This window comes from Mycobacteroides sp. H001, from assembly GCF_001440005.1.
Lineage (GTDB): Bacteria > Actinomycetota > Actinomycetes > Mycobacteriales > Mycobacteriaceae > Mycobacterium > Mycobacterium gwanakae.
The window spans coordinates 20487-37938 of the sequence record NZ_LJYH01000018.1 but is presented as its reverse complement, the minus strand read 5'-3'; the positions used below and the strand labels follow the sequence as shown (position 1 = coordinate 37938).

Annotated in this window: 5 protein-coding genes; all 5 read right to left on the bottom strand. The window is 61.1% G+C overall.

The features are described from left to right. Positions 1 to 598: 598 nt before the first annotated feature. From AOT83_RS01170 to AOT83_RS01150, 5 genes are read right to left on the bottom strand one after another with little or no spacing between them, the layout of a single operon-like run. Positions 599 to 2833 carry a UvrD-helicase domain-containing protein gene (locus AOT83_RS01170; RefSeq protein ID WP_057965838.1) on the bottom strand — a complete coding sequence of 745 codons (2235 nt, stop codon included), beginning with the start codon at positions 2831 to 2833 and terminating at the stop codon, positions 599 to 601. Beyond that, positions 2834 to 9136, bottom strand: coding sequence for a DEAD/DEAH box helicase (locus AOT83_RS01165; RefSeq protein WP_057965839.1), 6303 nt, complete (start codon positions 9134 to 9136; stop codon positions 2834 to 2836). A 3-nt stretch (positions 9137 to 9139) separates the two neighbouring features. Beyond that, complete coding sequence (locus tag AOT83_RS01160; protein ID WP_057965840.1) at positions 9140 to 9826, bottom strand: hypothetical protein; 687 nt, start codon at positions 9824 to 9826, stop codon at positions 9140 to 9142. Next, on the bottom strand, positions 9823 to 14409 hold the full coding sequence (locus tag AOT83_RS01155; protein WP_057965841.1) for a DNA methyltransferase: 4587 nt from the start codon (positions 14407 to 14409) through the stop codon (positions 9823 to 9825). Before AOT83_RS01155 ends, AOT83_RS01160 begins: the two co-directional genes overlap by 4 nt. 2 nt (positions 14410 to 14411) lie before the next feature. Next, positions 14412 to 17315: a helicase-related protein gene (locus tag AOT83_RS01150; RefSeq protein WP_057965842.1), complete on the bottom strand. Its 2904-nt coding sequence runs from the start codon at positions 17313 to 17315 to the stop codon at positions 14412 to 14414. Between the last annotated feature and the right edge of the window lie 137 nt (positions 17316 to 17452).

The window sequence follows — 17452 nt, the reverse complement described above, 5'->3', positions numbered from 1 at the left end:
TGTTGAAAAGGTTGGCTCCCCGCGCTTGCACACCAGCAGGCACCAGACGCCTGGGCGATCTACTCAACGACTGTTCCTTGTGCTCTCTAACTTTGACCAGTTGTTCTTGTTCGTACTCCGACAGCCCCACCTGAGGACCTCCCCTTGTTAATGACATCCAGAATGATCACAGCACACGCATCTGACACTGGGCCTAGTAACCAACAAATTTCATGGCCGTGAGCACCCATGATCGCTTCATGAACTAGGGCATCGACAATCGGCGCGTCACATCAGAAGAAACGTGGATGCAACCATGACTAGAACTCACCAGGCCCGACACGCTTGCGGCAACTGGAACGACGCAGCCAAAGGGGGTAACGCGTGCGCAGACGCTGCGCCCAACACACGTCACTGCGCGGTGCATCGACGGCAGACCCACGGAAGTGCGGGTCTGGGTGCCCTCGCGTACTCAAGGACGACTCCATGGGCCAGCGTGAACTCGACTACCGCTGGACCAAGACACGAGATACCCGCCTAATCGAATACACCGACCTCCCGGCGGCTGTTGCCAGCCTACTTCGGTCATACGCTCCCGAGAACGGCTAGTCGGAGTGCCTCAAGTTCCGGCTGTGACTCCCGCCGTACCCAACAGCTCGGTCCGCTTCCCGCTCCACGTCACCACAAGCGCATCACGCGCCCGGCTGCTAGCAACGTAGAGGAGGGACCGCTCCCGCAACAACGCCTCCGCACGTTCTTCCTCGGGTACAGAACGAAGTGTTGCCGGGGACGGCACATGCTTGTCGTCGGCGCCCACCAGGACCACTCGAGAGAATTCCATCCCCTTCGCGCGGTGCATCGTCATCACCAGCGGTTGCCCTGGTATCGCAGCACTCTTGTCAATGGCACGTGCCGTGATGCCGCGCTCGCCAAGCCCCCGAATGAAGCGGTCCCGCTCGTCTTGGCTGCGGGTCAATACTGCAACGCTTTCGGGTTCTACACCCTCCTCCACCAGCCACTCACCCACCTTCCTAGCAACCGCTTCCAACTCAGCCGCGAGGTCGACACACGGAATCAGCTCAGGCTCAGGACCGTTGCGAGCAGAGCGATACTCGCTGGTGCTCTCCTTGCCTTGCTCCAGGTCGCAATAATCCGCGCCGGAAAGCACACTCACCGCGAAATTGAGATTCTGGGCAGTGGTGCGGTAGTTGAGGGTCAACCTCCGCGATTTTCCCACGATTCTTATCCCAAAGCGGCTCAACACAATCGGCCGCCCATAGATTCGCTGATGCGAATCCTCGGCAATGAAAAGGTCATTGGGGCCGTCATCGACCAATGCACGCAGCAGTGCCCAATGTGGTCCATGCAGGTCTTGCGCCTCGTCAACCAGGACGTGATCGGCGAGATGACGTCCAGTCCTCTCCGTGCGGATACGGAGGGCTTCGGCAGCGAGTGCCACCACTTCCGGAAAGCTGAGCGTCTGGTCCATCTGCGACTGCCTGCGGTACGCCTCTACTAGCTTCCATACCGCGATGCGTTGCGGCCGGCTCAGTCGCACCCCCCGTCCTGGTCGAGCGACCTTTGCGTATTGCTCAAGCGTGGTGATGCGATTGGCCAATACAACCGCCGTGTACTCGTTATCCAGAAACCCTGGAGAGGCAAGTCTGGCTTCCAGCCCCGTTTCTACAGAATGTACGATCTCTCGCCATACCGCATCATAATTTGTTCTGCGCGAACTGATTTCAATCCCGCCGTGCCCAAAAATTGTCTCGCATGCAAGGGTTGCATCATCACCGGCACGATAAAGCACACTTCTACCGAGTGAGTCGATGCCGCCCACATATATGCCACGTTCGCCGGGATTCTCGGCGAACGTCAACCCCGGATCGAGCGCCTTAAGATCAGCTTTGAGCCCTTGCGCCAGGGTTGCGTTGAAAGTGGTCAAGATGATCCGTGCGTCCGGGTTGTCGCGGGCCAGCCTGCGCGCCCGGTGGATGATGACGACAGTTTTCCCGGTTCCTGCACCGCCAGAAAGCCGGAAGGCGCCACTTGTATTTGATTCCACATACTTTCGTTGTTCAGGGTGCAGAAACGTGCGCCACGCAGCGAAATCGCCCCCCTCGATCACCCGGCGCAGTTCCTCATTGTCTTCGATGAACGCGAACTGCATCCTGGAGGCCGGGCGTTCCAATGCCGCAATGATTTGCTCGTCATCGCCCAGAGACCATTCGGTCGCCTTCTCGGTGAACCCATGCGCTTCTCGAATCATCTCAATCGCGATGCCCATTGCGAGTTCGACTAGCGCACTACCCTCCCATTCGAGCCCTGTGGCAGCCACCTCAAGCAAGTCAGATTCGTTTGCCGCACCCATTGCCTGAGTTGCCAACGTCCGGTTGATACCCAGCCTGTCGGTGAGGTCGGCAAGTGTATATCCAACGCCCGCAAGGTATGACAGCTCAGGTTTCGCAGCTCTCTCAGGAGCGGGCAGTAGCGCCACCGAATCCACCGGTGCGGGCTCGCCAATCAAACCTTCCAGGGTGCCGTTGATCGGGTTGACTTTCAGAGTAGCTCGTTCAGCGAGTTTAATCGCGTCATCGTGGGGCCACGTGCCCATGTAAATGTATGTGCGGCCACCGGACTTGTCGTCGATCTTGAACAAGATCGCTCGCCAGTACAGGTCCACGCGACCTGTACGCACTCTCGGGTCGACGGCACCACGCAGCGGTTCGATATGAAGTTTGGGAGCGGTGTCGTCCGCAGCGAGCTTCTCGAAGAAGTCGTACACCTTGTTCTTCACGGAACCGTCCAGCTTGGACATACCCTTGCTGTTCGATGCGATAACAAGATTCGCCACCTACATCACTCCTTTCGCCTTCAGAACGTCCATGATCACTGCAGCATCTGGTGAGCAAAGCGTCCAACCGTCAACTGCCTCTTGCTCGCTGAAGGCGACGGCTACCCGTGTACCTTCCCAGGCCATACTGAGAACATCGCCGTCATCCGTCTCGTAACCCATCGTCGGCATCGCGGCACCCGCTTCCGCCAATGCACGAACTAGATCGCGTTCGCCGTCGGACACGGCATCATCGAGTAACGCCTGCCATTCGACGGGCAACACTGATACTGCGAGATCAGCAGGACCGGAATCGGGTTCGGTGTCCAGCCGTGTCCGCGTGGTGACGCGGCCAGGGTCACTGATAGCCAACCAATTCGATAACCGCAGCCACTCTTTCCACGCCTCTCCGTCGAGGTTCTCCAGCTTGTCTTCTCGATCGTCGACGGCGAGTACGGCGCGCGGCGGATCGGTGCGCGAGCGTGCTCCCGCGGCGACGGTTATGCCACCATCGGTAAAGGTCCAACACATATCGCCCGCGGGTGACGCGAAGGGCGCAACTCCGTCGAGCGTCGCCAGCGCTGCAGACAATACCTCCTCCACGGAGGATTTCACCCGATTGTCGCTTCGCACAAAGAAGTACGGCATCCATGCGCTGAACTTGCGCCATGCCTCGATATCAGGGGCAATCATGAACTCCAGCAGTTGCGATACCGGATCTTTGGCCATCAACCTCACCAGGCTGGGTTGTACCTGAAATTCACTAGTAACGATGCTGGCGGCCTTCTGGTCAAACCACATGGGGTCCACGGCTTCACCCGATTTGAACCGTTGTAGATCGTCATGCCCAAAGGACCACACCAAATATCCCGCGGCGCGTAGAGCGGCCCGTTTGTCCGCGTCGTCCGCGACGCGATTGCACCCGGGTACCGCATGAAAAGCGCGCCCGTCGGCAAAAATCGCTATCTGAGGAATATCCGGATCGGCGGTCTGCAACATGAAGTCGGGTTTTACGAAATCCAGGGAAACTTGCGGCCGCAGCGACCATTTCCGGGGCTTTGCGCCTTGCAGGGCAATAGTCGCTGACGGTCCGTAGGGCCCAGGCTTCTCCACAACAGCTGCGCCCATCAGTCTCAGTCGCCCGACGAATGAGGAATAGAAATCGCGCTCCAGAAACGACTCGTCACTCATCGCGGTAGGCGCCGGTGCCGTCTCCGTCACATCCGCAGCCCACTCGTCGAGGTTCGGGGTGGCATGTGAGCCGACGTCGAGGATGCCGTCAAGAAGCTTCAGTGCGGTCAGCCGGGATACCTTGTCCATCTCGTAGGGCGCGGCGAACGGCAACAGACACCGGTGGCACGCCAGCCGGTCCTCTTCCTTGCACGGACATTCACGTACCGTTTGGCGAGCAGCCACCAGGACATCGAATACCTTATTGTGGTCAGAAAATTCGGCGAGGTACCCGGTACCGCCGGGGACCGTGTCGTGAATCAGGAGCGCGCGTCTGTCTGGAGCCCAGAGCGCGTCACTGATGGTCGCCACATCTAGGTGCTCAGGCGAGCCGCCGATCACCTCTCGCAGCCCAAGCTTGATCGCGGCCGCCAAGCTCGGGTGAGCAAAATTGTCATACTCCATCTGAGGCGGCAGGTGCAGAAGCACACCCTGAGTGCGTAGCCGTCGAGCCAATGCGACGTCGCGGACATCTTCGGTGGCCGAATCGCGTAGGCGGCACCAGGTTCGATGCTCGTAGCGGTTGTTCCGACCGGCATCCCGATCGAGTTGTCCACACGAGGCACAGACCCGGAACAGACCACTGGTCGATTCCTGCCCGGCGATGATTCGAGTCTTGCCCGTCGATGCACGACGACCGAGGTTAATCCAACGAATATCCAAGCGCCGCAAATACTCTGCACCAAAGGCCGAGCTGGTCCGGAACCATTTCCGCCCTACCTGTCCGGGGTCGATGTCGGCAGCGGTCACGACGGTGAATTGCTCGCTTCGGCGGTCGTCACGAATGTCGTTGATGGTGGCTTCATCACGGCGGACCTCGGCTGACACTCGGGTCATCTCGACAACGGGTAGGTGCTGACTCACGTCGGCGATGGCAGTGCTGTGGCAGCGCACGCACACCGATGCTGATTCCGTCGCCACGGCCGTCGCGCTGATCCGAGCCCATCCACACTGCGGGCATACCTGCCATGCATGGATGTTGGACTCACCCGATCCCAAGTCCACCGCGTCAATGGTGACGGCGAGGCCCTGAGCGTAGAAAGTGGCGCCAGGAGCGAGCTCAGTGAGCGCGACTCGGGAGCCACGCTGGTAGCTGAATTCTTCTCCCATGTACTCGTTGCTGTCCGGGTCTATCCAGGTGACACCGACGTCGAGGGTGACCGCATCGTCAAGCAGCGTGTAGTTGGGCAGCACACCGTAGCGTTCGAGCACAGCAATCCAATAGTCGCGGGTCAGCGAGTTGATCTGTGCGCCAAGAAGCTTACGGGATCCTCGGGCGGTCTTGAGTGCCCGCTTGTCGTCGTCGGTAGCGGCAGGCGAGAAGGCGCGGCGCTCGAACTCAGACAGGTCGGCCTCGACTGTGGCCAGACGTTGAGTGAGCTCGCCAAGGTCGAGTCGCCATTGGTGTGCGGCCGACATCAGCCGCACGGTGAGTCCGCTTGGCATCCCCTCGGGCGATGCGACTACCCAGGTGCGGAGCGCCTGCACGGCATCTGAACTGAGGTGTTCACCGAACTGGGCTAGAAATCGACCCAGGTGAGCATCCGCATCGGTGGCCGCGGTCTCTAAAAGAGTTGACAGCCAACTATTTTCGCCGTCGTCACCAAGGGCCGATTGCGCGTCCTTTGGCGGCTCCACCTGCCGGTCGCGTGCAAACTGATCAATGATATGAGCGACGTATTGGCGCTGCAGAATTTCTTCGGCGCTAAGAAATGTCGCTGGCGGACGCACGTCGCCTTGGATCACGGAGAGAGGGTCGAACAGCTTGGGAAGGTGTTCGCCCCTGCCACGAACATAGGCCAACACCAACGAGTTTCCGGTAAGACGGCCAGCGCGTCCAACGCGCTGCAAGTACGACGACACCGACCGCGGCAACGATCCAAGCATCACCGTCGACAGGTCGCCTATGTCGATGCCCATCTCCAGCGTGGGCGTTGCTACCAGCACATTGGGCGCTTGCGGGTCTGCTCCACCCCGCTTGAACGCCGTCTCATAGTCCAGCCGTGTCTTCACGGGCAGCAGGCCGGTGTGTTCGCGGGCCACGACACGCTTCATCTGCGTCGAGTCGTAGAGCCGCCGATAAAAGTTGTCGGCCTTGCCGCTTCGGTGCAGACGGCCCGGGCACCGGATCAACGTGCAGGGCGCACCGTCCAGCTCATCAATGGTAGTGGCGCTGCCCGGGACCGGGGATTGGCAGATGTCGCAGGCAAGCAAGTGTCGCCCGTCCAGCAGTGCATCCAACACAGGCACACCGATGTGAACCGTGGAGGCCGCCAACCCGTACACGGTGGAACCGGTCTCGGTAGTGAGGGTGGAGAGCAGCATCTGTGCGGCAAGCTCGGCGAACAATGCCTTGGCCAGATAAGTGCCCTCTTGGGGGCTGACGTTCAAGCATTGCGATGCCCACTGCGCATACCAGGAGGACGGTACGGTGATCGGGTCGAATCCTTCTGGCAGCGCAGCGGCTCCGGATTTGATAGCGGGAAATGTCGGGGCCGGTCGGCCCTTCGGGAAGGCGGGCATGCCCTGACCGCGGGGACGGCCTCCCCAAACGTGATAGCGATTGGCATTGCGTTCTAAGTATGGCCGCAACCAGTCATGATGAATGCCGCCACGGGTACGGATCCGCTCGACGGTACCGCGCACCCATTGAGCTAGCGCCGCGTCGGGTACCCCCTGCAGCGGAAGTTGGGTGGGGTCCGCCTTGTCCAGGGCGCGCCGCCCGATGATCGGTGCCCGATGCGAGGCCCCCAGGTAGACCTCGGCGACTGCACTGCCGGTCAGCTCCAAGGTCCTGCCTGTGCGTGACTGCAGGCCAAACTCGAGGTCAATATCGAAGCGCAACCGACGCTTGGCCTTGTTCTCAGCCGCTCGTCGAGAGTTCGGGTGGACGTCGGGCTTCCAGAAGGCGACGAACTCGTCGCGATCCACCAGATCGGGCGGCAGCAGTTGATAGCGCAACACCGGATCGTCGCTGGCCTGGTTGATGACTGCTCGCGTCAGCTCGTCCAGATCCAGTTCTGCGTCACCGAGCGCGCCTCGCAGCGCAGTGCGCAGGGTCAGGCTGTGCGAGCGGGCCTGCACAAAGCCGGCCCGGTGCGCAGCGTCCTGCACGCTGTCGGTGAACATCAACGCCTTCTTCTCTGCGGCGTCGAGGCGCGTGTCGCCGAACAGGTTTGACAGGGTCACCGACAGTTGAGTCGCCACCGCACTACCGAGGAACCGGATGCCGTCCGCCGCCCCGCAAGCGGGACACACGTCGATCTTGGATTGCTCGTCGGCATCGGGTCCGTTCAGGGTGAGTACCGGCAGCACCCGTCCGTCGACCACCTCGGGACTCTCAGGGTCGGGTGCCGTGTCCTCCAGTTCGCGATGATCCAACTGAAACCATCGCAGGTCCCGAACGCCACCGATCACCTGCGCCTCGGCGGGAGCGGAAATGAGCGCACGGAACCTAGCTGCACCTGCGGCATGATCGGCACGAATTGCCTCATCGGTGACGTCAAGCGCGTTGCCAGTGGGCGCGAGGCGTGCGCCCCAACCTGAGCGCCCGCAGTGTCGGCAATACACGGCGGGCAGAAACAGCGCGTCGTCATCGGCCACCGCACCGTCGTCGGACCATCGGTACAGGGCCGCAGCCTGGACCGCTCGATCAACGCGACTCAATTCGCGGATCCAGAGGTGGACATCCACGCCGAGCGCAGCCCGACCCGCCTCAGCACGCACGTGCGAGAGCATCGCAAAAACGAACTCCAGGAATCGTATCCGCGCTACATGCGTGCGAGCGGCTTCCCGATCGGGGGGCACCGCCGGAAACACGTGCTCGGCGAGTTCGGCTAACGACACCGCATCGAGCGCAGTTTCCAGGACCGCCTGAATGAATCGGTGACGCTTCAGTTGGTCGAGCAGCTCGTCGACTCTGAGAACGGCGGAGACTGCCGAACTTGCTGGCTCCCTTGGCCTCTCGAAGAGCTCAGCGAAAACTGCCTCGGCGAAAGCCTGATTCCCTCCGACGGTTCGATCGACCTTCTCAATACGCTCAACCGCATCGGGTATCACCGGTTCGACGGGTTTCCACGCGTCGTCGTAACTCCCACGGCGGGCACGACGCCATTCATCCGGAGTGAGGCGGGTCTCCTCAATGACCGCATCCGAGTCAAACGCTTCACCAAACACCGTGTGCGCGAAGCCGAGCATGGCCGCCGGGGCGGCCCGCGACCCCAGGGTCGCCGAGGTCGCCACCGGAGTCACCTTGCCGAGCGGGCGTGTGCGGTCCCCGTCGGTCACCGTCGATGTGACGGTCCAATGGGCCTTGAGCGTCAGGCCAAGCCGGCGTAGCAGCATCGCAACATCGGTGCCCTGCGCCCCGTCGTATGTGTGAAACTCGTCGAGCACCAGGTACTGCAGCGATTCGGCCGACAGCCGCCACATCTCGGCGCGGCCCGGATTCAACAGCATGTGGTCGAGCATCTTGTAGTTGGTAAGCAGGATGTCGGGTGGAGAATCGTGCATGAGGGAACGGTCGGAGATCAGCCCATCCACCGACACTCGGGTGCGCCCACCGCCGGCTTGTTCACCGGTGTAGATGCCTGCGGTAACTCCGGCTAGCGCAGGATCGCCTGAGATCAGCTTGGCGAGGCGCTCAGCTTGGTCGTTGGCCAGTGCGTTCATCGGATAGAGGATGAGCGCCTTCATCCCTGTGATACCCGATTTCTTCACGCGCAGAACATGATCAAGGATCGGATACAGAAATGCCTCGGTCTTGCCCGACCCTGTGCCGGTGGTGACCAACGTCGGCTGCGGCCGGTCCTGATATTTGGTCGACAACCGCCCGAACGCATGGGCTTGGTGCCCATACGGGGTGAAATCGGCGGGCCACCAGTCCAACTGATCCGTCCACTGGTCTCCTGATGGCGCAAACGGCAGACGCAGACGCACATACGGCCCCTTGAACATTCCGGTGTCGGGGTCGCCAATGAAGTCGCTCAGCGCGGACTGAGCGTCTGGGTCGGTCAGCGCGAATGTCGTTGCAAGGTAATCGGTCAGTCCCTCGCGAAGGTGTTCGGCTTGCAGAGTGGGAAGGAGCGCGCCCATCAGCTACACCCCCCGCCCAGCCAGCCAGAGCGCGTGGTCGATCTCCCACGCCGTAACCCTGCGGTTAAGCTTTTCACCGACGACCGGGATGAGTAGGGTGATGAGCTCCCGCACCCCTGCCGGGTCGACCTGGGCACCGCGACAACTGAACCAGCGCAACATCATTCGGTCAGGTTTGATGAGATCGTCCTGACCGACGAGCATCCACAGATAGTCCCGCCGAACAGCGTTGGCCCCCTCCCCAGGGATCGCGCGAAGCTCGGCGTTGAGAGCAGTGAACCGTGTCTCGTCGCCAAACACGTTGATCGCCCCGGTAAGCGCGTCGACTCCGTGGTTAAGAAATGCATGGAGGTGGCGAAGCACGGCATCGGATTTCAGGATCCCGCCCCGGGTCGAGGTCCACTGTCGGTTGGTAAGTCGCGTCAGTTCATCGACGCTGAGCCCGGCCAACCGTGTCAAGGGCAGAGGATCTGCACCCACTGGTTCACTGGCCGGAACGGTCGGTTGTTCGACACCGAATTCCTTGGCCACCTCGCGCACCAAGGGCACGACAACGGTGTCGTACCGGGCGCCGATGCTCCACACTGCGTCGATGATGCACAGACTCAGGCTGGCCCAACGCCGTTCCCGAGGTCGCGGATCGAGTTGGACTATAGCGTCGGCCAGCCTATCTACCTCGACCTGCTTCATGCGCCCACCACGTCACTAAAGTGCTTGTGCGCCAATTCCATATCGCGCTCCCGATCAACGCCGACGAACGGCTCTAGATAGGCGATTCCATCAACGGTGAAGTCCTCAGCCCTCAGCCCGCCCTTCTTGCGGTACTCGGCGGCGAGCTTGCCCGGCAGTTGGCGGCCCGTCGCGTCGTAAAGAGCGTCGCGTTCGTACTTCTGCAATACCGGGAACTGCGTGCGATAGATCGTTAGCAGCTCCTCGGCGGTGATCCCGAGCATGATTGCGACGATCGCGTCGATCTCCACCAACGCCTGCCGGCGGTCGGCTGCGCGCCGCAAGGGAGTCAGCCACCCCCATTTCGGGTCGACTGCGCCCAACGGTGCACGATCGGCGTAATCCACGCCAACGTGCGGAACCCATGAATCCTGCTGCCATGCTGTGTCATAAAGCTCCTCCCAGAGCGGAGCGTAGGGGCGAACCAAGCAATTTAGGCGAAGAGAACGTAAAGCCAGTTGCTGTTGCAGTCGGTGCTCGAGAATATGTGGAACACGGCCTATTGCGAATGCGTTGATATGCCCAGTCGTCGAGACCTTCATCAAGAAGTCAGCCAACAGCGACGCTGTGAACCCAGCTGAAGCCGCCAAGTCGTGGTAATTCAACTTAAGCGAGTAAATCGTTAGAAGGTGTTGAGGTCCCGGACATAAGATCGCGGACTGAAGCGTACGGACATTTCCAGTCTTCGCCATTTCTCGCCAGGCTAATCGATAATAATTCGAAGTCGAGTCACCTGCCCACTTGGGATAAGCAGAAATATATTCATCAAATTGTTTCGCCAACTGGTAGCTCGTTCGCGGAATAAACCCGTCGGATATGCGCTCTAGATCAATCTCAACCGAATCTCGATTGCTCTGCATCGATGGATTCGGTTCTTTGTACAGGGGGTTCCCATTGGTGATCTGGAGACCTTGGAGGATGACTTCGTTCCAGTTCGAAACTACCGTCGATGCACGTCTGATAAGGCCGTCTCTCCGCGCATTGGTCTCGTTCCATCCATAAGTCCAAGGCGGCGCTAGATCACCCAACCGAGGTGCTGAAGACATCTTGATGAGGATATCTGTACTGGCTTGATTCACTAAATAGACCATACGTGCTGCATCGGCGTCGCCAACATCGTCGCCGAGGGCATCGGCCCAGCTTGTCAGCGTCTCCGGTAAAATCCGAACAACTCGTTGGGCATGGGGACGCAAATCCCACTTTCCGTTGTCATCTTTCACGCCCGGGGCGCCTCCGGAGCCGTCGTGGGTGAGTGAACGCTGGACAGTATTTGGGTGGTACATCGTTGTCGCGTGCAAAAATGAAATCTCTGATACTTGGCCATAAACCTGAACACCGTACTCTTCTTTATTGCCAATATCAAATAGCTTTAGCTCATTTCTGAAGTGCCAATGACGGCGCAAACGTCGGTAGCAGACTCGCCTGAGTTCTCTTGCATTGGGGTCTGCGAAATGTCCATCGGGGTGAACGAAAGCTGTAATTCCACCACCCGCCATCGAACGCCACGATCTTTCAAGAAAGCATCGATAGAGATCTGTTCGGATTCCGGCGAGGATTGGATGGTCTACGTGGGAGCTAAGACTCTCACTGACACCAAATTGCTGCGTTCGTTCATCCAGGTAGGCGGCCCGAATCTTCGAATCTGCCAGCACAATCCGTCGCTTTTCTTCGACGTCTAGCTCTGACGGGTTCTCCGCTAGCCTCCACCAAGGATCGGACTCCGCAAGAACCCCTGCCTCGTCCCAGTCGGGGCGCACCCACGGCGGGTTGCCGACTTGGAAATCGAAGCCGCCACGCGCGAACACCGGCGCAAAGTCCAGCTCCCAGTGAAAGAAGCCCTGTGTCTTGGAAATCTCGTCCGCAACCTTCAACCACGGAAACTCTTCGACTGCCTTGTCAATCGGAAGCGCTTGCGAGAAAATGCGATCGGTGTCTTCGGCAACGTCCAGCTCCGACCAGCTCAAGTCACCAGCCAGGCTGGTTTGTCCGCGCTTCTCGTTCCTACTTTCTTTCGGCGGCACCCCCAGCAACGCTTCCAGGCCGCCGACCCACTGATCCCAATCCGGTGGCGGAGTATCGGTGGTCAGCGGCCAAGACCACAATGCACACCAGGCGTCCATCGCGCGCCGCAGCCGTAAGTAGGCACCATTCTCGTTGTGCAGCACCGACTCGATCTGCTCGCGAGTCACCACTCCCTGCGCAGAAGTAGTAGGCTCAAGGCCCCACACATCGATCTCGCGCCGGATTTGAGATTCAGCGATTGTCAAGCGGCGCAGGACGAATCCCCACATTGTCTCCACCCGCTGCGCCAGCGCCGCCAACCGCTTCTTGATCGCCGTATCGGGCGTACTGCGAATTACATTACGCCACAGCCGCAACTCGTCGCGCTTCTCGGGCGCGTACGCTTTTGCTTCAGGAGTATCAATCACCGCACCCCATCCGGCGGAGGGCAGCAAGAAGTGATGAATGCCCGCGCCAATCTCATCCCCGAGCGGCACATCGTTGGGCGCCGCTTTCAGCCAGGCCTTCTTCGCCAGCAGGGTCGGCGCATAGGCCGCTCGGCGCGCCCCGATCAGCGAGTTGCCGCGGCGCAAGTGCAGGCCAAACCAGGGAGCCTGCAAGCCGGCCACCATGGTGTCGAGCCACAGCGAGATCTCCGCCAACTCTACCGCTGCCGCGTTGAGGTCCACACCGTACACCTGATGAAGGGCGATGTGCGCCTTCACCTTTTGCAGTTCCATCTGGTACTGATCGGCGTCGATCACCTCGCCGAGATCTTCCTGCTGTCGCTTGAGGTATTCGGCCGCCAATTGGCGTACCGCCTCGATCGCGAACGCCCCGGAACCGAGTGCGGGCTCGCAGATGGTCAGAGCCAAGATCTGTTCGGGGCTGGTTCGCTCACCGTCCTGGTCCAGAAGCTCGGCCAGCGCCTGGGAGACCACGAACTTCGTCAACACCTCGGGGGTGTAGTACGAGGCCGACTGTTGACGCTCACGCCCGGCGAGCCGGAACACGAAGGACCCCTTCGGATGGACCACCGGGACCATCTCCCCGGTGGCCTCCCGCTCCGTCATCACGAAATCAGATTCAGAGAGGTCATCAGCACGTGATACCGGAACCACCCATGAGCCCTTCTCAGGGTCACCATTCTTGGCAACCTCGTAGAGGTCTTCCGCCGCGAAGAACCCGGTGTAGGACATCAGCCCCTCATACACCGCACCGAGTTGGTTGATGCCAAGCTCGGCATACGAGATGAATCCTCGATCCGATCCCTTCCGGCCCTTGGATTCCTTGGACAACAGCAGGTGCTGTAGCACTCGTTGCGCTGCTTCATTACTCAACCCAACCTGATCGATCAACTCGGTTGCCACGGGAGCGAACAGGTCAGCGCGCAACTCATTGAACTCCAATCCGGGCGCCGGATCGTCAATGCCCTCGTCTGCCTCCGGCGTATGTGGGTGATGCCCACAGTCGACAAGTCGAAAGAGTGTGGCCAAGGACTCATACAGGTGGGCGCCGGATTTCGCGGTGGGCGACACCAGCTCCGTCAGGGTGAGCTCGCGCAACCTGTCCAGTCCATAGCCCTCGCCGTATTCGGGAGCGCCGGAGGGCAACACGCGCATCTCCGGTGACGCCTCGGCGTAGAGCAGGAACAGAATGCGATACAGGAAGCGCAGCGAATGCTTGGCGAGCTGTTGCGCGTCAATCGCGTCGAGCGGCAGCCCCTTAACTGCCCGACGGCGCACTACATCGTTAGCGATGATCTCGATCGAGAGCCGGATGCCTTCACGCAGATCCTTAGACACTCCCACCGTGTGCTTGATCGAGTCGTCCAGAACGCCTTTCCACCAGATGTTTCCGTCCGCGTCCGGCAGCAACGCCTGCCTGCCGAGAATCGCGGCGGCGCGGTCCAGCTCACCGCCACGTTTGTCGTCACGACGCTCGGAGACCACCAGCAAGTCCACCGCGAGGTAGCGCCCCTCAGCCCAGCGTTCGGCCTCTGCCAGTAGCGCCCACTGACCCGCTTGCACCACAACGAACATGGGCGGTTCATCGGCTCGGAATGCTGCCGAGACGGCCTTCGACACCGACACGATGGGCTTGCGGTCTTCTTCCCCCGCGTCGAGCAGCAGCCCAGTCAATGGGTCAAGCAGGTCATCGATCGACTCGACGGGAGCAGCCTGCAGAAACAGGGTGCTTGATACGCCGGCAAATTGAGCGTGCGGCAGCCGCAATTCGGTTCCCGCGCGCTCACCGGTGTATTCGACCAGCTCTTGCGGATATCCCAGCGTTGTTCTCACCAGCGCGTGTGCGGCAGCGGCACTGTCGGGATTCTCGGCCAGTCCCGAGAGCGCGGTTTGCAGCTCACCGGCCGCACCGAGCAATTGGCGGCGCACCGTGTCGCGCCCCTCGGACACCTCGGCGTCCCACTGCCTACGTAGATCAATTACTTTGCCTTGGAATGATTCCCGAGTCGATTCGGTAGTGAAGTAGTGCTCGCCGATCCAATCCTCGCCAACAACGATGGAATCGTAGGAAGGCATGCTCACAGCTCCTTTCCGGCGATGGGCGCGTCAGCCCCCACAATGACCAGCAGAGGACGAACCAACTGTTGGGTGGGCGCCAGTAGGTCGGCCAGACGCTGCTCTTCGTTGATGCGCTGGCCGAGCTTGCCGACACGCGAACGCTGCGCGCCGAACAGCTCCAGCTGCTCGGCGTCACGGTGCCATCGCTGAGCACGTCGCCGCCACTGCGCGAGGCGTTCGGTGGTGGCGGCTTCTTGTGCGTCAAGCACCCAGCGCATCTCCCGTCGCGCGTTCTCGACGGCCACCGGAATGAGCGCTTGATACCTATCGTGGTGGGCTACCGGCCCCGGGTTGGATGCGCCGGGCTTGAGCCCGGTGTGGGTGGTCAGGAAGCTGATGTCCTCCAACGGTTCAACCATGCAGAACTCGACGTTCTCGGCATTCGGAAATACCGCGGTGGAGAAGACCCGCGAGATCAGTTGTCCCCGTTTGTTGGTCAGCGTTCCCATCACCAACACGGTGGGTGCTTCGACGTCGCCCCGAATCACGAACACCTGGTTTCGGCCCAGCGCGGTCAAGGCGCGGTCGCTGGCCCAGTCCAACACGGGATGCAGCGGCCCCAGATAGTGCGCCTCAGGCCAGGTGGTGTTGTTGATGCCCTTGCCTTCTCGTGCGATACGAAGCTGGGCAGAGCCGACCGCGGCGTTGGTGGCGAGTTTGAGTCGCTCCAATACGCGGCCATGCTGAAGGTAGTTCTGCGGAAGTTGCGCGAAGCGTTGTCGTAGGTCCCTTGGCGGGATCAGTTCGGCGATACCGTGCGGGGCACTGACAATCCAGCCAATGCCACCCTGCTCGGGCGGCGCGTGCGGCTTGTCGTGGAATGCCGCGTGCAGCGCCTCGTCGAGAAATGTCATGTCATCGGGATAAAGGCTTTGGCGTGGTGATCCTGGCAGCGGCGTCGCGGTGTCATCGACGGCGTCGAACCGTGCGAAAAGCGCATCCAAGTCATCACCGGCGGCGACCTCCTCGGGGCTGCGAACCGCAGCGTCGAGCGTGGCTCCCTTGGCGAGCACGCCGCGGATCACGTCCTCTTCCTCGGTCACGCTGTGCTTACCCATCAGCGAGGCCACGTCACCCAGCATCGAGTGTGCGTGGTACTCCCGCTCCAGCAGCCGCGACAGCACCCTCAGGTCACCGGAGAACTCCAGGTCGGAGGGTTCAAGGATCAGCGACGAGATCACCGGCGGATGCTTCTGCCCGTAGCGGTCGATACGGCCGTTGCGCTGCTCGATGCGGATGAGGCTCCACGGGATGTCGTAGTGGACGAGGTGATGGCACTGCGCGTGTAGATTCACCCCCTCAGAAGCGACGTCGCCGGTCACCAGCACCCGGATGGGCGAGGTCTCCAGCTTGAAGCCGTCGACGAGTTTCTGTTGGTCAACGTCTGAGAGCCCGCCGTGCAGCATCGCGATGTTCTCGGGCTTGAGGCCGGTGGCCGACGGCAGGTGATCGCGCAGCCACGTGAGCGTTGCGATGCGCTCAGCGAAAACCACTGCCCGCGTTGCCGATCCTTTGCCGACGCCAATTTCCTTGAGCCGCTGAACCAGCCCGGCGAACTTGCCCGCCTGCTCGCTGAGCGCGGTGGAGTTCAAATCGTTCAAGGTGTCCAGCGCTTGGAGTTCGGCATTTTGCGTCGCGTTGGTCGCGTCCAGTTTGCTACGGCGCTGCTTGATCGACTCGGCAAGGGCTGCCGGCGAAGATAGGAAGGCCTTGGCCAACGTCCACGGGAACAGCGCCTTGGTGTCGCCAGAATACGGCGAGTTTCCGCCCTCGGGGTGCAGCCAGGTCTGCGACAGTTCGGCCGCAACCGCGTCCTCGGCCACCGATGGCTTGACCAGGAGGTGCACTGGCTCGGCCCTCTCGGCCCAGTCACTGCCAACTTCGGCGGCGACCTCCGGGCTGTGCCGATGCCTGCGGATCAACAGCGACTCGACGTCGGATTTGGTGAAGGTGCCGTCCGCGTGGACAACCGTCGGATCGAGCAGTCTCAGCAATTCGGCAAACGACTCCTCCTTGCCGTTGTGCGGTGTGGCCGAGGCAAGGATCAATGCCTCGGTGTTCGGGGCAAGAATTCGGGCCAGCTCGTTGTTCTGGGTGCCTGCGTTGGTGAGGTTGTGCGACTCGTCGATAACCACCGCGTCCCACTGCTGGCGTTCCAGATGGGCCTTGTAGCGCGGGCTCTTCAACGTATCGATCGAAATGATGGCGCGTTTGAAGTAGGTGAACGGGTTACGGGTGGCCGGCAGCTTCTGGCGAACCTTCTGAATGCCCGTCGAATCGAGCCGAACGAATGGCAGCGCGAACCGGCACCACAACTCGTGCTGCATCTGCTCAAGCACGTGCTTGGGCGTGACGACCAGGATGCGTTCACCGCGGCCACGACGCACTAGCTCGGCCAGGATCATGCCTATCTCGAGCGTCTTGCCGAGCCCGACCGCGTCGGCGATCAGGATGCGCGGGCGGATGTGCTGAGGATCGAGCGCCCTCGTAACCGCCGCTCGCTGGTAGCCCAGCGCATCGGCGAGCATGTGTGTCGAGACAGTGAGAGCCTGGTCGCCATAGGGGACCGGCGTCTTGCGCAGCAACGCTTCAAGCCAAAGGCGGGAATCCCGATATCCCGACGAGCCGTCAGCGACCACCTTCGCCGCCTTCGGATCCTGCACCTCGATCGTGTCGAGGCTTGAGTAGAACGCCGCAGTGGTCTCCGCGACAAGCTCCGAAAGCCCACGAACACGGACGAGCCAGCCGTCCGCTCCCTGCTCGGCCGAGGTGACCAGCCACTCCTCGTCGCGAACGACAACAATCGAGCCGGGCGCGACGTTGAGATCCGTCGCATCTGACTCAATTTCGGTGTTGAAGGACACTTTGTCTCCGAGGGATCGTTGGGAAGCTCTGCAGCGGGGTGACGGCGGGCGACTGAGAAAACGGATTGTCCACATACTTCAGCGGATCGGCGGACGCGATGGACCGACCAACCGTTGGTCTCAAGCCAGCCGTGTAC